Source organism: Bacillus sp. LR--39, assembly GCF_053613335.1.
On sequence record NZ_JBSIOT010000008.1, the window covers coordinates 1 to 16,866 of the forward strand.

General features: G+C 45.3%; 17 protein-coding genes, 1 tRNA gene, 1 rRNA gene, 1 other RNA gene and 1 other annotated feature. Of the genes, 14 read left to right on the plus strand and 6 right to left on the minus strand.

The window, feature by feature from the left end; genetic code table 11:
* Positions 1–107 (plus strand): 5S ribosomal RNA (gene rrf / locus ACWHAR_RS19220); the annotation flags it as partial.
* Positions 108–151: 44 nt separating this feature from the next.
* On the opposite strand, the gene ACWHAR_RS19225 is transcribed toward rrf, so the two are convergent.
* A complete protein-coding gene (locus ACWHAR_RS19225; RefSeq protein ID WP_032872151.1) occupies positions 152–1,102 on the minus strand; it encodes a YaaC family protein in 951 nt (316 codons plus the stop codon).
* Between the two features lie 120 nt (positions 1,103–1,222).
* Here ACWHAR_RS19225 and guaB point away from each other — a divergent pair, with 120 nt between their 5' ends.
* The 5 genes from guaB (at position 1,223) to serS (ending at position 7,463) form a co-directional block, all read left to right on the plus strand.
* Positions 1,223–2,689, plus strand: coding sequence for an IMP dehydrogenase (guaB, locus tag ACWHAR_RS19230; RefSeq protein WP_007408741.1), 1,467 nt, complete (start codon positions 1,223–1,225; stop codon positions 2,687–2,689).
* 152 nt (positions 2,690–2,841) lie between these two features.
* A complete protein-coding gene (dacA, locus tag ACWHAR_RS19235; RefSeq protein WP_029326157.1) occupies positions 2,842–4,173 on the plus strand; it encodes a D-alanyl-D-alanine carboxypeptidase in 1,332 nt (443 codons plus the stop codon).
* A gap of 196 nt (positions 4,174–4,369) precedes the next feature.
* A complete protein-coding gene (pdxS, locus tag ACWHAR_RS19240; RefSeq protein ID WP_003150714.1) occupies positions 4,370–5,254 on the plus strand; it encodes a pyridoxal 5'-phosphate synthase lyase subunit PdxS in 885 nt (294 codons plus the stop codon).
* A 21-nt stretch (positions 5,255–5,275) separates the two neighbouring features.
* The gene (gene pdxT / locus ACWHAR_RS19245) at positions 5,276–5,866 is read left to right on the plus strand and encodes a pyridoxal 5'-phosphate synthase glutaminase subunit PdxT (RefSeq protein ID WP_007615126.1); all 591 of its coding nucleotides are present in this window, start codon (positions 5,276–5,278) and stop codon (positions 5,864–5,866) included.
* 52 nt (positions 5,867–5,918) lie between these two features.
* Positions 5,919–6,131 (plus strand) — a binding site (T-box leader).
* 54 nt (positions 6,132–6,185) lie between these two features.
* Positions 6,186–7,463 (plus strand): serine--tRNA ligase, encoded by a 1,278-nt coding sequence (serS, locus tag ACWHAR_RS19250; protein WP_032872141.1) that lies wholly within the window; start codon positions 6,186–6,188, stop codon positions 7,461–7,463.
* Between the two features lie 10 nt (positions 7,464–7,473).
* On the opposite strand, the gene ACWHAR_RS19255 is transcribed toward serS, so the two are convergent.
* Positions 7,474–8,619 (minus strand): glycerate kinase, encoded by a 1,146-nt coding sequence (locus tag ACWHAR_RS19255; protein WP_032872144.1) that lies wholly within the window; start codon positions 8,617–8,619, stop codon positions 7,474–7,476.
* 217 nt (positions 8,620–8,836) lie between these two features.
* Between ACWHAR_RS19255 and ACWHAR_RS19260 the strand changes: the two genes are divergently transcribed.
* A tRNA-Ser gene (locus tag ACWHAR_RS19260) sits at positions 8,837–8,929 on the plus strand.
* Positions 8,930–9,059: 130 nt separating this feature from the next.
* Here the strand turns inward: ACWHAR_RS19260 and dck are convergent.
* The 4 genes from dck to ACWHAR_RS19280 form a co-directional block, all read right to left on the minus strand.
* A complete protein-coding gene (gene dck, locus ACWHAR_RS19265) occupies positions 9,060–9,713 on the minus strand; it encodes a deoxyadenosine/deoxycytidine kinase (RefSeq protein WP_007615132.1) in 654 nt (217 codons plus the stop codon).
* Positions 9,710–10,333 carry a deoxyguanosine kinase gene (dgk, locus tag ACWHAR_RS19270; RefSeq protein WP_014416710.1) on the minus strand — a complete coding sequence of 208 codons (624 nt, stop codon included), beginning with the start codon at positions 10,331–10,333 and terminating at the stop codon, positions 9,710–9,712. Before dgk ends, dck begins: the two co-directional genes overlap by 4 nt.
* Before the next feature lie 95 nt (positions 10,334–10,428).
* Complete coding sequence (locus tag ACWHAR_RS19275) at positions 10,429–11,712, minus strand: LysM peptidoglycan-binding domain-containing protein (RefSeq protein ID WP_032872147.1); 1,284 nt, start codon at positions 11,710–11,712, stop codon at positions 10,429–10,431.
* Positions 11,713–11,783: 71 nt separating this feature from the next.
* Positions 11,784–12,335: a cysteine hydrolase family protein gene (locus tag ACWHAR_RS19280; RefSeq protein WP_014416712.1), complete on the minus strand. Its 552-nt coding sequence runs from the start codon at positions 12,333–12,335 to the stop codon at positions 11,784–11,786.
* 82 nt (positions 12,336–12,417) lie between these two features.
* Between ACWHAR_RS19280 and tadA the strand changes: the two genes are divergently transcribed.
* From tadA to ACWHAR_RS19315, 7 genes are all read left to right on the plus strand, one after another.
* A complete protein-coding gene (tadA, locus tag ACWHAR_RS19285; protein WP_007615141.1) occupies positions 12,418–12,900 on the plus strand; it encodes a tRNA adenosine(34) deaminase TadA in 483 nt (160 codons plus the stop codon).
* An 84-nt stretch (positions 12,901–12,984) separates the two neighbouring features.
* An RNA gene (ffs, locus tag ACWHAR_RS19290) (signal recognition particle sRNA large type) lies at positions 12,985–13,249 on the plus strand.
* Positions 13,250–13,382: 133 nt separating this feature from the next.
* Entirely contained in the window at positions 13,383–15,074 is a 1,692-nt protein-coding gene (gene dnaX, locus ACWHAR_RS19295) for a DNA polymerase III subunit gamma/tau (RefSeq protein ID WP_032872149.1), read from the plus strand.
* 24 nt (positions 15,075–15,098) lie between these two features.
* Entirely contained in the window at positions 15,099–15,422 is a 324-nt protein-coding gene (locus ACWHAR_RS19300) for a YbaB/EbfC family nucleoid-associated protein (RefSeq protein ID WP_029326155.1), read from the plus strand.
* A 14-nt stretch (positions 15,423–15,436) separates the two neighbouring features.
* On the plus strand, positions 15,437–16,033 hold the full coding sequence (recR, locus tag ACWHAR_RS19305; RefSeq protein ID WP_007615147.1) for a recombination protein RecR: 597 nt from the start codon (positions 15,437–15,439) through the stop codon (positions 16,031–16,033).
* An 18-nt stretch (positions 16,034–16,051) separates the two neighbouring features.
* On the plus strand, positions 16,052–16,276 hold the full coding sequence (locus ACWHAR_RS19310) for a YaaL family protein (protein WP_007408755.1): 225 nt from the start codon (positions 16,052–16,054) through the stop codon (positions 16,274–16,276).
* A 60-nt stretch (positions 16,277–16,336) separates the two neighbouring features.
* Complete coding sequence (locus tag ACWHAR_RS19315; protein ID WP_003150686.1) at positions 16,337–16,600, plus strand: pro-sigmaK processing inhibitor BofA family protein; 264 nt, start codon at positions 16,337–16,339, stop codon at positions 16,598–16,600.
* Positions 16,601–16,866: the final 266 nt, after the last annotated feature.

Here is a 16,866-nt window from a genome sequence, read left to right on the forward strand (position 1 = left end):
GATAGCGAAGAGGTCACACCCGTTCCCATGCCGAACACGGAAGTTAAGCTCTTCAGCGCCGATGGTAGTCGGGGGTTTCCCCCTGTGAGAGTAGGACGCCGCCAAGCTATCATTACGGTAAAGGCAGCTCATAATGAGCTGCCTTTTTTGTTTATAAGTATTGCTTCAGGAAATTAGAAACGTAATACGGAAATTTGCGTTCCGTGACATCTAAGAACCGGCGGATCATCACATAATCATCACTGACATGCTGTGTCAGCAGTTCATACCACCACTCCGTTTCATATCTCGCAATCATCCCGATATTGTAGAGAACCAAATAATGAGTAATCATTTCCGGAAGATGCAGGAAGTGATCACGCTGAGAGGGAATATAATATTGATTTTTCTCCAAGTGAAACAATAAATTTGGCGAAGACCAAGGTTCTCTGTCTATCGGGTCAGCCTCAAAAACCAAGTGGTTATGGTCTTTCCTCAGAAAAGACCACTTCAAATGTTGGCTGATATACTCAGCAAAGCGGGAATCAGACATATTGTAATGAATCACCGCATGCTCAGGCACTGAAATAAGGTCATCTTTCAGCTCTACTCGGGTCAGCCAATTCTTTTTCTCTTGGAAGTAAAAGACAGTATGCAATTCAGGTATGGCTGTCAGCAATTTCTTCATTGTGTACCGTTCTTCCTCAAGACCAGCTATCCCGAATAAGTGCTTCATTACATGAATACATAAGCCATTGCGCTGCACCTTCACTTCATCATCCCTAAAGGAGTAATTTTGCTTTTTGCGTTTCCGGGCAGTCACGCCATGCGCGAGTACTGAGGCGTGGCTTGGATAGCTTGGATCTGTGGTCAGAAGGCAGGCTTTCAGCAATTGTGACATCCCGTAAAACAACAGAATAGGCTTAATTTCTAAAGGGGAAAGAGATGCCTGCTTATAGAAGGACTCGGCGTGTTTGATAAAGAATATGAAGCGCTCACTGTTCTTAAACGCATATCGTTTTGGTTCTTCCATGCCGCTTTCTGTATAGACTTTATTTAGAAATTTCTGGGAAGATTCTACGGAATAAAATAATGATAACTCTTTCCACTCATGATCTCTCATATGTATTTTTAAACCCTTTCCTTTATCTAAATATTTCAACTCTTTTTCGCTTCCTTGACATGCTGTTTTCTAGTTGATAATCTACATATAATATTTTGCCGAAAAGAGGGGGATTTACTAATGTGGGAAAGTAAATTTTCAAAAGAAGGCTTAACGTTCGATGATGTACTGCTCGTACCGGCTCAATCAGACGTACTTCCGCGTGATGTGGATTTATCTGTTGAACTGACAAAGACGTTAAAGCTTAACATTCCTGTCATCAGTGCGGGAATGGATACAGTAACAGAATCAGCTATGGCGATTGCGATGGCCAGACAGGGCGGCTTGGGCATTATCCATAAAAACATGTCCATCGAACAGCAGGCTGAACATGTTGACAAAGTCAAACGTTCTGAACGGGGCGTTATTACAAATCCCTTCTTTTTAACACCTGATCATCAAGTATTCGATGCGGAGCATTTGATGGGGAAATACAGAATTTCCGGTGTTCCGATCGTAGATAATAAAGACGATCAAAAGCTTGTCGGTATCATTACAAACCGTGATCTTCGCTTTATCTCTGATTATTCAATGAAAATCAGTGATGTCATGACAAAAGAAGAGCTGGTTACGGCTTCTGTGGGAACCACATTAGACGAAGCAGAAAAAATCTTACAGAAACATAAAATTGAAAAACTTCCGTTAGTGGATGACCAAAACAAATTAAAAGGTCTTATCACGATCAAAGACATTGAAAAGGTTATCGAATTCCCGAATTCATCTAAAGATGAACACGGACGCCTTATTGTCGGCGCTGCGGTAGGCGTGACAGGCGATACAATGACACGCGTCAGCAAGCTTGTTGAAGCGAATGTCGACGTTATCGTGGTTGATACGGCTCACGGACATTCCAGAGGCGTACTGAACACAGTTGCGAAAATCCGTGAAACATATCCTGAACTGAACATTATCGCAGGAAATGTTGCAACGGCTGAAGCGACAAAAGCTCTGATTGAAGCCGGAGCAAATATTGTCAAAGTGGGAATCGGACCTGGTTCTATCTGTACGACACGCGTCGTTGCAGGTGTAGGCGTACCGCAGATCACTGCCATTTATGATTGTGCCACTGAAGCGAGAAAACACGGCGCGACAATTATCGCAGACGGCGGTATTAAATTCTCCGGAGATATTACGAAAGCGTTGGCTTCAGGCGGACATGCCGTAATGCTCGGAAGCCTGCTTGCCGGTACTTCAGAAAGCCCGGGAGAGACTGAAATCTATCAAGGCAGAAGATTTAAAGTGTATCGCGGTATGGGTTCTGTCGCTGCCATGGAAAAAGGCAGTAAAGACCGATATTTCCAAGAAGAAAATAAGAAATTCGTCCCTGAAGGTATCGAAGGACGGACTCCGTACAAAGGTCCTGTAGAAGAAACAGTGTATCAGCTTGTCGGCGGTCTTCGTTCAGGTATGGGATATTGCGGTTCAAAAGACTTGCGCGCTTTAAGAGAAGAGGCACAATTTATCCGTATGACAGGTGCCGGACTTCGCGAAAGTCATCCGCATGATGTCCAAATTACGAAAGAATCACCAAACTACACAATCTCATAATTGTTACAAATAAAAAACATTTGACAGGGTCGCTGACTCTGTCTATTTTTTTTATATCGAGTGTGATAAAATTTATACTGTTGTATTTTGAATTTGAATATGTCCTTAACGGCTTAATTATAGATTTAAAATGAATGACGGAGGTCGTAAGATTGAACATCACGAAATGGAAACAGCTGTTGGTGTCATTAGTGGTACTGGCACTGGCCGCAACTTGCTTTGTTCCAATGTCTAAAGCGGAGGCAGCCGGCAATGACCCGATTGATGTCAACGCATCAGCTGCGATAATGATTGAGGCTTCATCGGGAAAAATTTTATACAGTAAAAATGCAGACAAAAGACTGCCGATTGCCAGTATGACAAAAATGATGACTGAATATCTGCTTCTGGAAGCCATTAAAGAAGGAAAAGTGAAATGGGATCAAACGTATACTCCTGATGATTATGTCTATGAAATTTCTCAAGACAACAGTTTATCAAACGTCCCCCTTCGAAAAGACGGCAAATACACGGTTAAAGAACTGTATCAGGCTATGGCGATTTACTCTGCCAACGGAGCCGCGATTGCAGTTGCCGAAATTCTTGCCGGAACTGAAACGAAATTTGTCGCTGAAATGAATGCGAAAGCCAAAGAATTAGGCATGACAAACTATGATTTTAAAAATGCCACAGGGCTTGTGAATGAAGACCTTCACGGCAAGCAGCCGCAAGGAGAAGGCGTTAAAGAAGAAAGTGAAGTTTCTGCTAAAGACATGGCGCTTCTTGCAGACCGCCTGATCACTGATTATCCGGAAGTTCTCAAAACAACAAGCATCGCTAAGACGAAATTCAGAGCCGGCACTGATGATGAAATGGACATGCCGAACTGGAACTTCATGTTAAAAGGTCTTGTTTCTGAATACCCTGGCGTTGACGGCTTAAAAACGGGTTCTACCGATTCTGCGGGATCTTGTTTTACAAGCACAGCACAGCGGAACGGAATGCGGGTCATCACCGTTGTACTAAACGCAAAAGGCAACCTGCATACCGGACGTTTTGATGAAACGAAAAAAATGCTCGATTACGCATTTAAAAGCAATTTCTCAATGAAAGATCTTTACCCTGAAGGCTCTCAAGTAAAAGGGCACGAAACGATTGACGTTGAAAAAGGGAAAGACAAGCAAGTCGATATTGTTACTGACAAGGCGCTTTCTATTCCTGTGAAAAGCGGGGATGAAAAGAACTATAAAGCCGAAGTGACTTTAGATAAAAAAGAAATCACGGCTCCTGTGAAAAAGGGAACGAAAGTCGGAACGCTGACAGTTACATACAAAGGCAGTGACAAAGACTATGGCTTCCTCAAATCCAAAGAGTTCAGCGTGAATCTTGTAACGAAAAATGATGTAGATAAAGCGAACTGGTTTGTTCAGATGATGCGCGGCATCGGCGGATTCTTCTCCGGAATCTGGAACAGCGCCGTTGACACGGTAACAGGCTGGTTTTAAGAAATAAGAAAGAGCTCTGATGAAAGTTAGGGCTCTTTTGCTTAATATACTGAAAAAACCAAATTATTAGTAAAAAATGATATCTATCTTATTCATCTCGCTGTAAAATAAGAATACCCATATGAAATATTGTATTTCTGGGATACAATAAGAGATAGAAATTATCTAACTATACATTGACTAGGGGGACCAAATAATGGCTCAAACAGGTACTGATCGTGTAAAACGCGGCATGGCGGAAATGCAAAAAGGCGGCGTCATCATGGACGTTGTAAATGCTGAACAAGCGAAGATTGCGGAAGAGGCGGGAGCTGTTGCCGTAATGGCGTTAGAACGCGTTCCGGCTGATATTCGCGCTGCCGGCGGTGTTGCCCGCATGGCTGATCCGACAATCGTTGAAGAAGTAATGAATGCTGTATCCATTCCCGTAATGGCAAAAGCGCGTATCGGACATATCGTTGAAGCGCGTGTCCTTGAAGCAATGGGAGTAGATTACATCGATGAAAGTGAAGTTCTGACTCCTGCTGACGAAGAATTTCATTTAAATAAAAACGAATATACAGTCCCGTTCGTATGCGGCTGCCGTGATCTCGGCGAAGCAACGCGCCGTATCGCCGAAGGAGCTTCCATGCTTCGTACAAAAGGCGAACCAGGAACAGGAAACATTGTGGAAGCTGTCCGCCATATGAGAAAAGTAAACGCGCAAGTGCGCAAAGTTGTTGCGATGAGCGATGATGAGCTGATGACTGAAGCTAAAAACCTCGGCGCTCCTTATGAACTGCTTCTTCAAATCAAGCGTGACGGCAAACTGCCTGTAGTGAACTTTGCTGCCGGCGGAGTAGCGACGCCTGCTGACGCGGCATTGATGATGCAGCTTGGCGCTGACGGCGTATTTGTCGGTTCAGGTATTTTCAAATCAGACAACCCTGCTAAATTCGCCAAAGCAATTGTTGAAGCAACGACTCATTACACAGACTACAAACTGATCGCTGAGCTTTCTAAAGAATTAGGCACAGCAATGAAAGGCATCGAAATCTCAAATCTATTGCCGGAACAGCGTATGCAAGAACGCGGCTGGTAAAACCATAGGAGAGCTGGAAGCATGTTAACAATTGGTGTACTTGGACTTCAAGGAGCAGTAAGAGAACATATTCGTTCAATTGAAGCATGTGGTTCAAAAGGTGTCGTCATTAAGCGTCCTGAACAGCTGAATGACATCGACGGCTTAATCCTGCCGGGCGGGGAAAGCACGACGATGCGGCGTTTAATGGATACGTATCATTTTATGGAGCCGCTTCGCGAGTTTGCCGCCCAAGGCAAGCCGATGTTCGGCACATGCGCCGGTCTGATTATTTTAGCCAAAGAGATAGCAGGAACGGATAACGCTCATTTAGGGCTGTTGAACGTTGTCGTCGAGCGTAATTCCTTTGGCCGTCAGGTCGACAGCTTTGAAGCTGATCTGACGATTAAAGGCCTTGACGAGCCGTTTACGGGTGTATTTATTCGCGCGCCGCATATTTTAGAAGCTGGAGAAGATGTTGAAGTGCTTTGTGAGCATAACGGACGCATCGTGGCTGCAAAGCAGGGGAATTTCCTCGGCTGCTCGTTCCATCCTGAACTGACGGATGATCACCGGGTGACAGAGCTGTTTGTGAAGATGGCGGAAAAGCATAAGCAGGAAACAGCTGTATAAAACAGTTGAAAACCGCTGATACTTATAGTACATTATAAACACAAATAAAGATCGAAAAGCGTTGACAGGAAGCAGTAGGGAGCCCCTCTTTCAAAGAGAGCCGATGGGTGGTGCGAATCGGTGAAAGATGCTGTCCGAATCCGTCCTTGAGCGAAATGCTGAAAACAAGTAGGCATTTACGGGAAAACCGTTATGTGTTAAAGCGGGAAGCAAGTGTGAGCTTGTTTTCAATCAGGGTGGCAACGCGAGAGCTCTCGTCCCTTTTAGGGGATGAGGGCTCTTTTTTATTTTCGATAAAAACAGATAGGAGTTGTTAGGCATGATTGATACGAAGGTGCTGAGAGCCAATTTTCAAGAGGTAAAAGCGAAGCTCATTCCAAAAGGCGAAGACTTATCTGACTTTGACAAGTTTGAAGAGCTGGACGAAAAGAGAAGAGAGCTTATCGGTAAAGTAGAAGAACTGAAGGGAAAACGCAATGAAGTGTCTCAGCAGGTCGCCGTTTTGAAACGGGAGAAAAAAGACGCTGATCATATTATTAAAGAGATGCGTGAAGTGGGCGAAGAAATTAAGAAGCTTGATGAAGAGCTTCGTACTGTCGAAACGACGCTCGAAACCATCCTTCTGTCCATTCCGAACATCCCGCACGATTCAGTGCCCGTCGGGGAAACGGAAGATGATAACATTGAAATTCGCAAGTGGGGAGAGGCGCCGGCATTTTCATATGAGCCGAAACCGCATTGGGATATCGCAGACCATTTAAACATTCTTGATTTCGAACGCGCTTCAAAAGTAACAGGCAGCCGGTTTGTGTTTTATAAAGGATTAGGCGCCCGCCTCGAACGCGCGCTCTACAACTTTATGCTGGATCTTCACGTTGATGAATATGATTACACAGAAGTCATCCCTCCTTATATGGTAAACCGTACGAGCATGACAGGTACGGGACAGCTTCCTAAATTTGAAGAGGATGCTTTTAAAATCAGAGAAGAGGATTATTTCTTAATTCCGACGGCGGAAGTGCCGATTACAAATATGCACCGCGATGAAATCTTATCCGGTGAGAAGCTGCCGATCAATTATGCCGCATTCAGCGCCTGCTTCCGTTCAGAAGCGGGATCTGCCGGCCGTGATACACGCGGTTTGATCCGCCAGCATCAGTTCAACAAGGTTGAGCTTGTGAAATTCGTGAAGCCGGAAGATTCTTATGAGGAGCTTGAAAAACTGACAAATCAAGCCGAGCGGGTGCTTCAGCTGCTCGAACTGCCGTATCGTGTCATGAGCATGTGTACCGGTGATCTCGGCTTTACAGCCGCGAAAAAGTACGATATTGAGGTATGGATTCCAAGCCAAGACACATACCGTGAAATTTCTTCTTGCAGTAACTTTGAGGCCTTCCAGGCGAGACGCGCAAACATTCGATTCAGACGCGAAGCGAAAGGCAAGCCGGAGCATGTGCATACATTAAACGGTTCAGGCCTTGCAGTCGGCAGAACAGTAGCTGCCATCTTAGAAAACTACCAGCAGGAAGACGGAAGTGTCATCATTCCGAAAGTGCTTCGTCCTTATATGGGAAATAAAGAAGTCATCAAACCGTAAAAGGTGCGCCCTAGAGGCGCGCCTTTTTTGCTGCCCGGTATAGAGCGGCGGCATTCCGGGCTGTGCTTTCAAGGTTAAAACGGCCGGATGCTAAGGCGTCTTCAAGACTTACAGCGCCGGGTACGATAGAAAATACAGCTGTTATTCCTGCGCTGTAAACATGCTCGAAATTTTTGCCTAAGGAGCCCGCCAATGCGATAACGGGAATTTCTTGAGCAGATGCGCGTGCGGCGATCCCGGCGGGGGTTTTGCCGAATATCGTTTGTTCGTCTATCTGCCCCTCTCCGGTAATGACAAGGTCAGCGCCTCTTATCTGATCTGAGAAGGACAGTGTATCTAATACAACATCAATCCCGCTTTGAAGTTCTGCCTGTAAGAAAGCGATCAGTCCGGCGCCCAGTCCCCCTGCGGCGCCCGCGCCTTTTACGGTATCCGCTTCGATATCGTGCTGACGTCTCAATATGTCAGCGAAATGGCGTAAGTTGCGATCCAATACAACTTTAGTCTTCTCGGACGCCCCTTTTTGCGGGCCGAAGACATATGATGCGCCGTTTTCGCCGGTCAGGGGATTTTCGACATCACATGCGGCACGGATACGGATATGTTTCAGTTCAGGGGAGAGACCGCCTATATCAATAGAAGCTAGGGTGTGCAGAGCGCCTCCGCCGTCAGGTATCTCCTGACCTTCCTTATTTAAGAAACGCACACCGAGCGCGCTCGCCATTCCTGTTCCGCCGTCATTGGTTGCGCTCCCGCCAAGCCCGATGATGATCTCACCCGCCCCGCGGGAAGCTGCATCTGCTATCAGTTCACCCGTTCCTCTTGTCGTTGTGTTCAACGGATCTCTGAGATGGCGGGGAATGAGATGAAGCCCTGATGATTCCGCCATTTCAATGACTGCCGTGCGTCCGTCTCCCAGAAGTCCATATGCGGCGTTTACCGGCGTTCCCAGCGGACCGGTCACAGTTTTTTTGATGATGCTTCCGCCAGTGGCATCCGTCAAAGCCTGAACGGTTCCTTCTCCGCCGTCGGCCGCGGGTATCTTGATATATTCCGCGTCAGGGAAGACCGCTTTGAATCCTATTTCTATACTGTCAGCGGCTTCTTTTGATGTCATGCTTTCTTTGAAAGAATCGGGTGCAATGATGATTTTCATTATGTTCTCCACCTTTATGAGCAGGTTATCTGTTTGAATATATTCTTGATTTTTACTGTGTTTTCCTGCCCGTATGGCATACTGAGGTTGAATTGAACGCAAGACTTTTGTATGATAGTAAAGCTGACGGACAAGCCGTTTAAGAAATGAAATAAAAAATATGAAAAAGCGCTTGACTGAAATTTAGGTCATGTGGTATATTATTAAATGTCGATACGGAGGAATACCCAAGTCTGGCTGAAGGGATCGGTCTTGAAAACCGACAGGGGTGTCAAAGCCCGCGGGGGTTCGAATCCCTCTTCCTCCGCCATATTGATTTTAAACCTAATGAAACTCGAGCATATATTGGAGATTGTTTTGTCCGCTGCATGTGATGCAGCGGATTTTTTATATGCAAAAAAAGCGATTTTCTCTGTTCGGGGAAAATCGCTTTGCTATTTTTATTTATTTCTGTTTTCGTTGATCACGTGACTGATTTTTTCGATCAAAGGTTCCAGTGACTGTTCATCAGCTTCAAGGTCATAATCTTCAATGCGTACTTTCAGCACAGGGCAGGCGTTAAAACCGCTGATCCAGTCTTCGTACCGTGTATACATCTCTTCCCAATAGGAGCGGTTTGTCTGCAGCTCCATCTCGCGGCCCCGCTTTTCAATCCGGTTTATAATGTTTTCAAGGTCGCCTTCTAAATAGATCAAAACATCAGGATGCGGGAAGTACGGCGTCATGACCATCGCCTCAAATAGGCTTGTGTATGTTGTGTAATCTGTCAGCGACATGGTTCCTTTATCGGCATGCATTTTTGCGAATATGCCTGTATCTTCATAAATCGAACGGTCCTGCACGAATCCGCCGCCTGATTCAAACATGTTTTTCTGCTCTTTGAACCGCTCAGCCAGAAAATAAATTTGCAAATGGAAGCTCCAGCGTTCAAAATCGTGATAAAACTTCTCTAAATAAGGGTTTTCATCCACTTCCTCAAGTGAGGTATGAAACCCGAGCCGTTTTGCCAAAGCTTTGGTCAAAGTCGATTTTCCGACTCCTACCGTTCCCGCTACTGTTATAATGGCGTTGTTTGGAATATGAATGTCTTTCATTTAATAAGCTCCTTTACCTGACGGGCAATTCTTTCATAGTCTGTCTTATTCAAAACAAAGTCTTCAGTATCACCGTCAATGGTCAGTACAGATATATCCGGATCTTCTTCCTGAAGCTGTCTGATGGCTGTGTCGTAATCTGCAATGAGACGTTCCAGATATTGATGTTCGATATTTTTTTCAAACGGGCGCCCGCGTTTTTCAATGCGTTGAAGCAATGTCGGCAGGCTTGCCTTTATGTATACAATAACATTCGGTTTCGGCAAGTCGTGAGTGAGCAGATGATAAATCTGCTTATATTTCTCAAGCTTTTGGCCGTGCAATGTACGCTCTGCGAAAATAACATTTTTATAAATATGATAATCGGACAAAACGGGCTGTCCTTGTTTTAAATAATCTCGGTCGGTGTCTTCAAGCTGTTTATACCTGTGACATAGAAAAAACATTTCAAGCTGGAAACTCCACTCCTCGATATTGTCATAAAACTTATCGAGATAAGGGTTGTCTTCCACAATCTCATTAATCATAGGAAAACCGAGCTCTTCAGAAAGCATCGTAGCGAGTGTCGTTTTTCCTGCCCCGATAGGACCTTCTACCGCGATAAAAGGGGCTCTGTTCATTGAAAATCCTCCTTAATTCTGCAAACATCCGTCAGCTGCCGGCCTTTATATTGTATCACAATCTCAGAAAAGCCCATGAAAAAAGACGCTTCCAATTAACGAAACGTCTCTTTTACAATATGAAATTGATCGTTGAGCAAAAGCCAGTTTTGCGGGAAAGAGAGGCCGAGTTTCCAATAGCTGATTCCTCTTAAATGAAGTTCTTTAATTAAATTGAATTTCGCTTGAATGGATCGTGCGTCTTCAAACCATACTTCATGCCGTCTCTGATTTTCATCCGTGTAACGAAAGAATGGAGCCTGGGCGGTTTCGTCATATTGAATGTCGACTTTATGGCGTGCTGCCAGAGCGATTGCCTGCTGAGGACTGACGGCTTTCGCTGTCGTTCCCTGTTTGAAAGGCAGTGTCCAATCATAGCCGTACATATTCTGGCCCATGACGATTTTTGAAGAGGGCATTTCTGTCAGCGCATACTCAATGACATTCCTTACAGGGCCGATTGGTGATACGGCCTGAGCCGGGCCCCCGCTGTATCCCCACTCATATGTCATGATGACGACAAAATCGACGATTTCTCCATGTGCCCTATAGTCATGTGCTTCATACCATTTGCCGGCCTGGGTCGCGCTCGTTTTCGGAGCAAGCGCCGTTGAAATCTTCCAGCCTTGACGGTGAAAAATGGTCCTCGCTTCACGTAAAAAACGATTGTAGGCTTCTCTGTCCTGAGGACGTAAATATTCGAAATCAAAATGAATATCGCGAAAGCCGTGCTGCTTAGCCGTGGAGACGATTTCCTGAAAGAGTTTTGTTTTCACAGTATTATCATTCAAAATGAGCCGCCCGAGATCATCGCTGAATGCGTCATTTTCAAGGTTGGTGATGATCATCATCAGTGCGGTGTTGTGCCTGTCACTGATGCTTCTTAAATTGGTGAGAGGCGGTTCCTTTAAAGTCCCGTTCCGCTGCACTTGAAAACTGAATGCGCCGAGGTATGTTAAATAAGGAGAGGCCTCCCTTGCCGCCTGCTGGAGATTAGCGCTTACGCTCGTTCCCCGCGGTTCTATATATGCGTTTGATTCGATGTCGGGCTTATTCGCCTGCTGCGGAATGTAAAGGCGGGTTCCGACTCTCAATGTGGTGCTGGGCTGAATTCCGTTCACCCTCGCAAGCTCCGCGGCCGATATATGAAAACGGCCGGCGATTGCCGCGAGAGTATCACCTTGTTTCACTTCGTAATATTGACCCTCAATCGGGATGACAAGGGTTTGTCCGACAACCAATGTATTCGGATTAGGCAGTTTATTTGCTTCTGCAATGACATTTGCGGCTGTCCGGTAGCGCGCCGCAATAGCGGAAAGTGTGTCGCCCCGTTTCACTATATAGATCTGAATGAAAAACGCCTCCTTTCATATCCGCTATCAAATATATGAAAAAAGGAGGCTGATCATGTTTATTTTTCGGCGGTAATTTGTTTTTCCGTGGTTATTTCTGCGAAGAGAACATTCTCCATCATCGTCAAAGCGAAATCATTGTCTTCGTCGTTATTGGAAGCGGTGCAGTCTTTCGGAATGGTAATGCTGTATTCTCTCATATAAGCGTCGTTGGCCGTGAACAACACACAAATGTTCCCGGCAATCCCCGTGATGATTAATCGGTTCACCTGTAATTCGGTCAGAAGGGTGTGAAGCGCCGTTTCGTAAAAAGCGGAATGCTTCGGTTTAATGAGAAAATAATCATCCGGCTGAGGCGAAATATCTTTTATAATGGGCGCGCTTCTGTCATTGCTGCATTCCTCCCTGATGGCATCAATATCAGCCTTCCAGAGCCCGTAATGATCATTAATATAAATAATCGGCCAGTTGCTTTGTTTTGCATGCTTCTTTAATGATAAAATACGGGGGACAATTTGTTTGGTTTTTTCAGCAAGACGTTCGCCCATATCAAATTGAAAATTGTTGATCATATCGACAATCAGAAGGGCTGTGTTGTTAGGTTCAGACAATACCGGCAACTCCTTTCTGCTGGGGTATTCCTATTTTAACCTTTATGAGACATGAAAAAACTTAAGAAGAGAGCTTGAACCGATGAATGATGAATATTATATGAGAGAAGCCATAAAAGAAGCGAAGAAAGCCGAAGCGAAAGGTGAAGTGCCGATCGGAGCAGTTCTTGTTCTGCATGATGAGATTGTGGCGCGGGCGCATAATCTGCGGGAGACTGAACAGAGGTCGCTTGCCCATGCCGAAATGCTGGCGATTGACGAAGCGTGCCGTAAGCTGGGGACATGGAGACTTGAGGATGCCGTTCTTTATGTCACTTTGGAGCCGTGTCCGATGTGCGCGGGAGCCGTCGTGCTTTCGAGAGTCGATAAGGTCGTATTCGGCGCATTTGATCCCAAGGGGGGCTGTACAGGAACGCTGATGAATCTCTTGCAGGAAGAGCGGTTCAACCACCAAGCGGAAGTGGTGAGCGGCGTGCTCGGAGAAGAGTGCGGAGAAATGCTCAGCGCTTTTTTCAGAAAGCTGCGCCGGCAAAAGAAAGACATGAGGAAAAAGTTGTCTGAGTAGTAAGGTTGCATTTTCTGCCTGAAGCAGATATACTTATGTGTGCATCATGAATGGTGCGCATATAAAAATTTGATATTTATTTTGCCGTGCTAAGCGGGGAGGTAGCGGTGCCCTGTACCCGCAATCCGCTCTAGCGGGGCCGAATCCCTTCTCGAGGTTCGTTTACTGTAAGGTCTGCCTTAAGTAAGTGGCGTTGACGTCTGGGTCCTGCGCAATGGGAATTCATGAACCATGTCAGGTCCGGAAGGAAGCAGCATTAAGTGAAACCTCTCATGTGCCGCAGGGTTGCCTGGGCTGAGCTAACTGCTTAAGTAACGCTTAGGGTAGCGAATCGACAGAAGGTGCACGGTAAATCAATCATCAAATTTCAGACTCACCTGTTTATGGCAGGTGAGTTTTTTCGTATATGAAAAACGGGTTTTGGCGTTAAAAGCACGTTCATGTATAATAAACATGATGAATAACAGAGGAGGGCGCATCCTGTGGGTTACCAAGCTTTATATCGAGTATTTAGGCCTCAGCAGTTTGAAGATGTGGTCGGACAGGAACACATTACGAAAACGCTGCAAAATGCCCTTTTGCAAAAGAAATTTTCTCATGCATATCTGTTTTCTGGACCGCGGGGAACGGGAAAAACCAGTGCAGCTAAAATATTTGCGAAAGCAGTCAACTGTGAGCACGCCCCCGTAGAAGAACCGTGCAATGAATGTGCGGCGTGCAAGGGGATCACAAACGGCTCTATATCAGATGTGATTGAAATAGATGCGGCGTCGAATAACGGCGTAGACGAAATCCGCGATATCCGTGACAAAGTAAAATTTGCCCCGTCGGCCGTCACCTACAAAGTATATATTATAGATGAGGTGCATATGCTCTCTATCGGCGCATTCAATGCGCTTCTGAAAACGCTGGAAGAACCGCCGGCACATTGCATTTTCATATTAGCTACGACTGAGCCTCATAAGATTCCTTTAACCATTATCTCCAGATGTCAGCGTTTTGACTTCAAACGGATTACATCCAAAGCAATTGTCGGACGAATGAAGACAATCGTCGATGCAGAGCAGCTGAAGGTGGAAGAAGGAGCCCTTGATATCATAGCGAGTGCTGCGGACGGAGGAATGAGGGACGCGCTGAGCCTGCTCGATCAAGCCGTATCATTCAGCGGTGAGGAGCTGTCGGTGGATGACGCATTGCTCATTACCGGAGCCGTTTCTCAGCACTATATTGGGAAACTTGCATCTGCTCTTCACAGCAAACAGGTTTCCGAGGCATTGGAAACACTGAATGAATTGCTCCAGCAGGGGAAAGATGCGGCCAAACTGATTGAAGATATGATTTTCTATTTCAGGGATATGCTCTTGTACCAGGCCGCTCCCGGTTTAGAAGGAGTCCTGGAGAAGGTGAAGGTCGATGAAACGTTCCGGAATCTGAGCGGTGATATACCGGCCCCCGCTTTATATGAAATGATTGATATCCTGAATAAAAGCCATCAGGAAATGAAGTGGACGAACCACCCAAGAATCTTTTTTGAAGTGGCTGTCGTGAAAATATGCCAGACGGCACAGCAATCCGCGGGAGATATCCCTGAGGTCGGCATGCTGATGAATAAGATCCAGCAGCTTGAGCAGGAAGTGGAAAGGCTGAAAACCTCCGGTGTGAAGGTTCAGATGGAAAGCGCTCCGAAAGAAGCTCCGCGTCCTCAAAAAGGCGGAAAAAGCCATTACAAAGCTCCAGTCGGAAGAATTCATGAGATATTGAAGGAAGCCACAAGACCTGATCTTGAACAGCTTAAAAGCAGCTGGGGCAAGCTGCTGGCACACCTGAAACAGCAGAATAAGGTGTCTCATGCGGCTCTTTTGAATGACAGTGAACCGGTGGCTGCTGCTCAAAAGGCATTTGTGCTTAAATTTAAATACGAAATCCATTGTAAAATGGTTGCAGAAGACAATAACGGAGTCCGTACGAATCTTGAACAGATTCTCGAATCAATGCTCGGGAAAAGAATGGATTTGATTGGCGTTCCGGAAGCACAATGGGGTAAAATAAGAGAAGAATTTTTAAATGATCACCAGCAGGAAAGTGAAGGATCAAACGAACCGGCTGAAGAAGATCCGCTGATTGCAGAGGCGAAGAAACTTGTCGGAGCGGATTTAATCGAAATAAAAGACTAATAAGATGAAAGAGAGTGATTGAATATGCGTGGCGGAATGGGAAACATGCAAAAAATGATGAAACAAATGCAAAAAATGCAAAAGGATATGGCGAAGGCTCAGGAGGAGCTTGCTGAAAAAGTGCTTGAAGGCACAGCGGGCGGCGGAATGGTGACTGTAAAAGTCAACGGCCAAAAAGAAGTTGTAGACGTTGCCATTAAAGAAGAAGTCGTTGATCCGGAAGATATCGAAATGCTTCAGGACCTGATTCTTGCCGCAACAAACGACGCCCTCAAAAAAGTGGATGACATGACGAATGAGACAATGGGACAATTTACAAAAGGAATGAACATACCGGGTTTATTCTAGGGGGATAAATAAACATGCAGTATCCTGAACCAATATCAAAGCTGATTGACAGCTTTATGAAATTGCCAGGGATCGGACCGAAAACAGCGGTTCGTCTGGCTTTTTTTGTTCTAGGTATGAAAGAAGACGTGGTATTAGATTTCGCGAAAGCATTAGTAAATGCGAAGCGCAACCTGACATATTGTTCGATTTGCGGACATATTACAGATCAGGACCCTTGTTATATATGTGAGGACACAAGAAGGGATAAGTCTGTTATTTGTGTCGTGCAGGACCCTAAGGATGTTATCGCAATGGAGAAAATGAAGGAATATAACGGCCAGTATCATGTTCTTCACGGCGCGATTTCACCAATGGACGGCATCGGCCCGGAGGATATTAAGATTCCGGAGCTGCTGAAACGTCTTCAGGATGATCAAGTGACAGAAGTCATTCTCGCAACCAACCCTAATATTGAAGGGGAAGCAACAGCGATGTATATATCAAGGCTGTTAAAGCCCTCAGGCATCAAGCTCTCCCGTATTGCCCACGGTCTGCCCGTCGGCGGTGATTTGGAATATGCTGATGAGGTCACTCTTTCAAAAGCTCTTGAAGGAAGACGTGAATTGTAAGGGAGGAAAAGGCAAGGCATGGGTTTTCTTCGCAGAAATACATTAAGAAAAGAGTTTGACGAGAAGCTGATAGAACAGCTCTTTAAACAAAAAGAAGAATGGAACAGGCAGAAGAGTCTGGTCGAGAAAAGTCTCGAGCCCTCCGCTGAGGTGTTGTTTGAGCTGAAAGTCGCTGAATCTAAATACTTTTTCTATTTAAAAGAAGCGAAGCAGCGGAATTTGAAAATGAGCAGATGGAAGTAAAAGGTCTATTCTCCGGGGTCTTCTCATAAGCTTGTACTAAACAAGCGAGGGGGAAGATTCATGGAGCCTTTTTTCATTATCGGTTTGATTGTCGGTCTGGTTGCTTTGCTTTTTTTATGGGGAGTATCTTCAAAACCGCTAAGATGGATTGGTGTGACTGCGATTAAGTTTATTGCCGGCGCGATTTTGCTGGTGGGTGTGAACTTGTTCGGAGGCAGTCTCGGTATTCATATCCCTGTTAACCTGATTACAACGGGCATCAGCGGGATTCTGGGGATTCCCGGCATCGCTGCTTTGATAGTCATTAAACGCTTCATCATTTAATTTGTCGATTATTGTTGACATGTCGGATTAAGGGTGGTATTCTAATATACGTCGCTGATGACGAAACGAATTTTTGAAAAAGAAATTTTAAAAAGTTGTTGACGGCACTAACACTGATGTGTTAAGATAATTAAGTCGCTTCAAGAGCGGTGGACAAAGTTCTTTGAAAACTAAACAAGACAAAACGTACCTGTTAATTCAAAGTTTTAAATAAATCGCACAGCGATGTGCGTAGTCAGTCAAACTACTTTATCGGAGAGTTTGAT

Excerpts from the sequence above, each read along its gene's own strand:
- serS (WP_032872141.1), top strand. The coding sequence starts at position 6,186 with ATGATTGATACGAAGGTGCTGAGAGCCAATTTTCAAGAGGTAAAAGCG.
- pdxT (WP_007615126.1), top strand. The coding sequence starts at position 5,276 with ATGTTAACAATTGGTGTACTTGGACTTCAAGGAGCAGTAAGAGAACAT.
- tadA (WP_007615141.1), top strand. The coding sequence starts at position 12,418 with ATGAATGATGAATATTATATGAGAGAAGCCATAAAAGAAGCGAAGAAA.
- ACWHAR_RS19225 (WP_032872151.1), bottom strand. The coding sequence starts at position 1,102 with ATGAGAGATCATGAGTGGAAAGAGTTATCATTATTTTATTCCGTAGAA.
- dck (WP_007615132.1), bottom strand. The coding sequence starts at position 9,713 with ATGAAAGACATTCATATTCCAAACAACGCCATTATAACAGTAGCGGGA.
- guaB (WP_007408741.1), top strand. The coding sequence starts at position 1,223 with ATGTGGGAAAGTAAATTTTCAAAAGAAGGCTTAACGTTCGATGATGTA.
- ACWHAR_RS19310 (WP_007408755.1), top strand. The coding sequence starts at position 16,052 with ATGGGTTTTCTTCGCAGAAATACATTAAGAAAAGAGTTTGACGAGAAG.
- ACWHAR_RS19315 (WP_003150686.1), top strand. The coding sequence starts at position 16,337 with ATGGAGCCTTTTTTCATTATCGGTTTGATTGTCGGTCTGGTTGCTTTG.
- recR (WP_007615147.1), top strand. The coding sequence starts at position 15,437 with ATGCAGTATCCTGAACCAATATCAAAGCTGATTGACAGCTTTATGAAA.
- ACWHAR_RS19300 (WP_029326155.1), top strand. The coding sequence starts at position 15,099 with ATGCGTGGCGGAATGGGAAACATGCAAAAAATGATGAAACAAATGCAA.
- dgk (WP_014416710.1), bottom strand. The coding sequence starts at position 10,333 with ATGAACAGAGCCCCTTTTATCGCGGTAGAAGGTCCTATCGGGGCAGGA.
- ACWHAR_RS19255 (WP_032872144.1), bottom strand. The coding sequence starts at position 8,619 with ATGAAAATCATCATTGCACCCGATTCTTTCAAAGAAAGCATGACATCA.
- pdxS (WP_003150714.1), top strand. The coding sequence starts at position 4,370 with ATGGCTCAAACAGGTACTGATCGTGTAAAACGCGGCATGGCGGAAATG.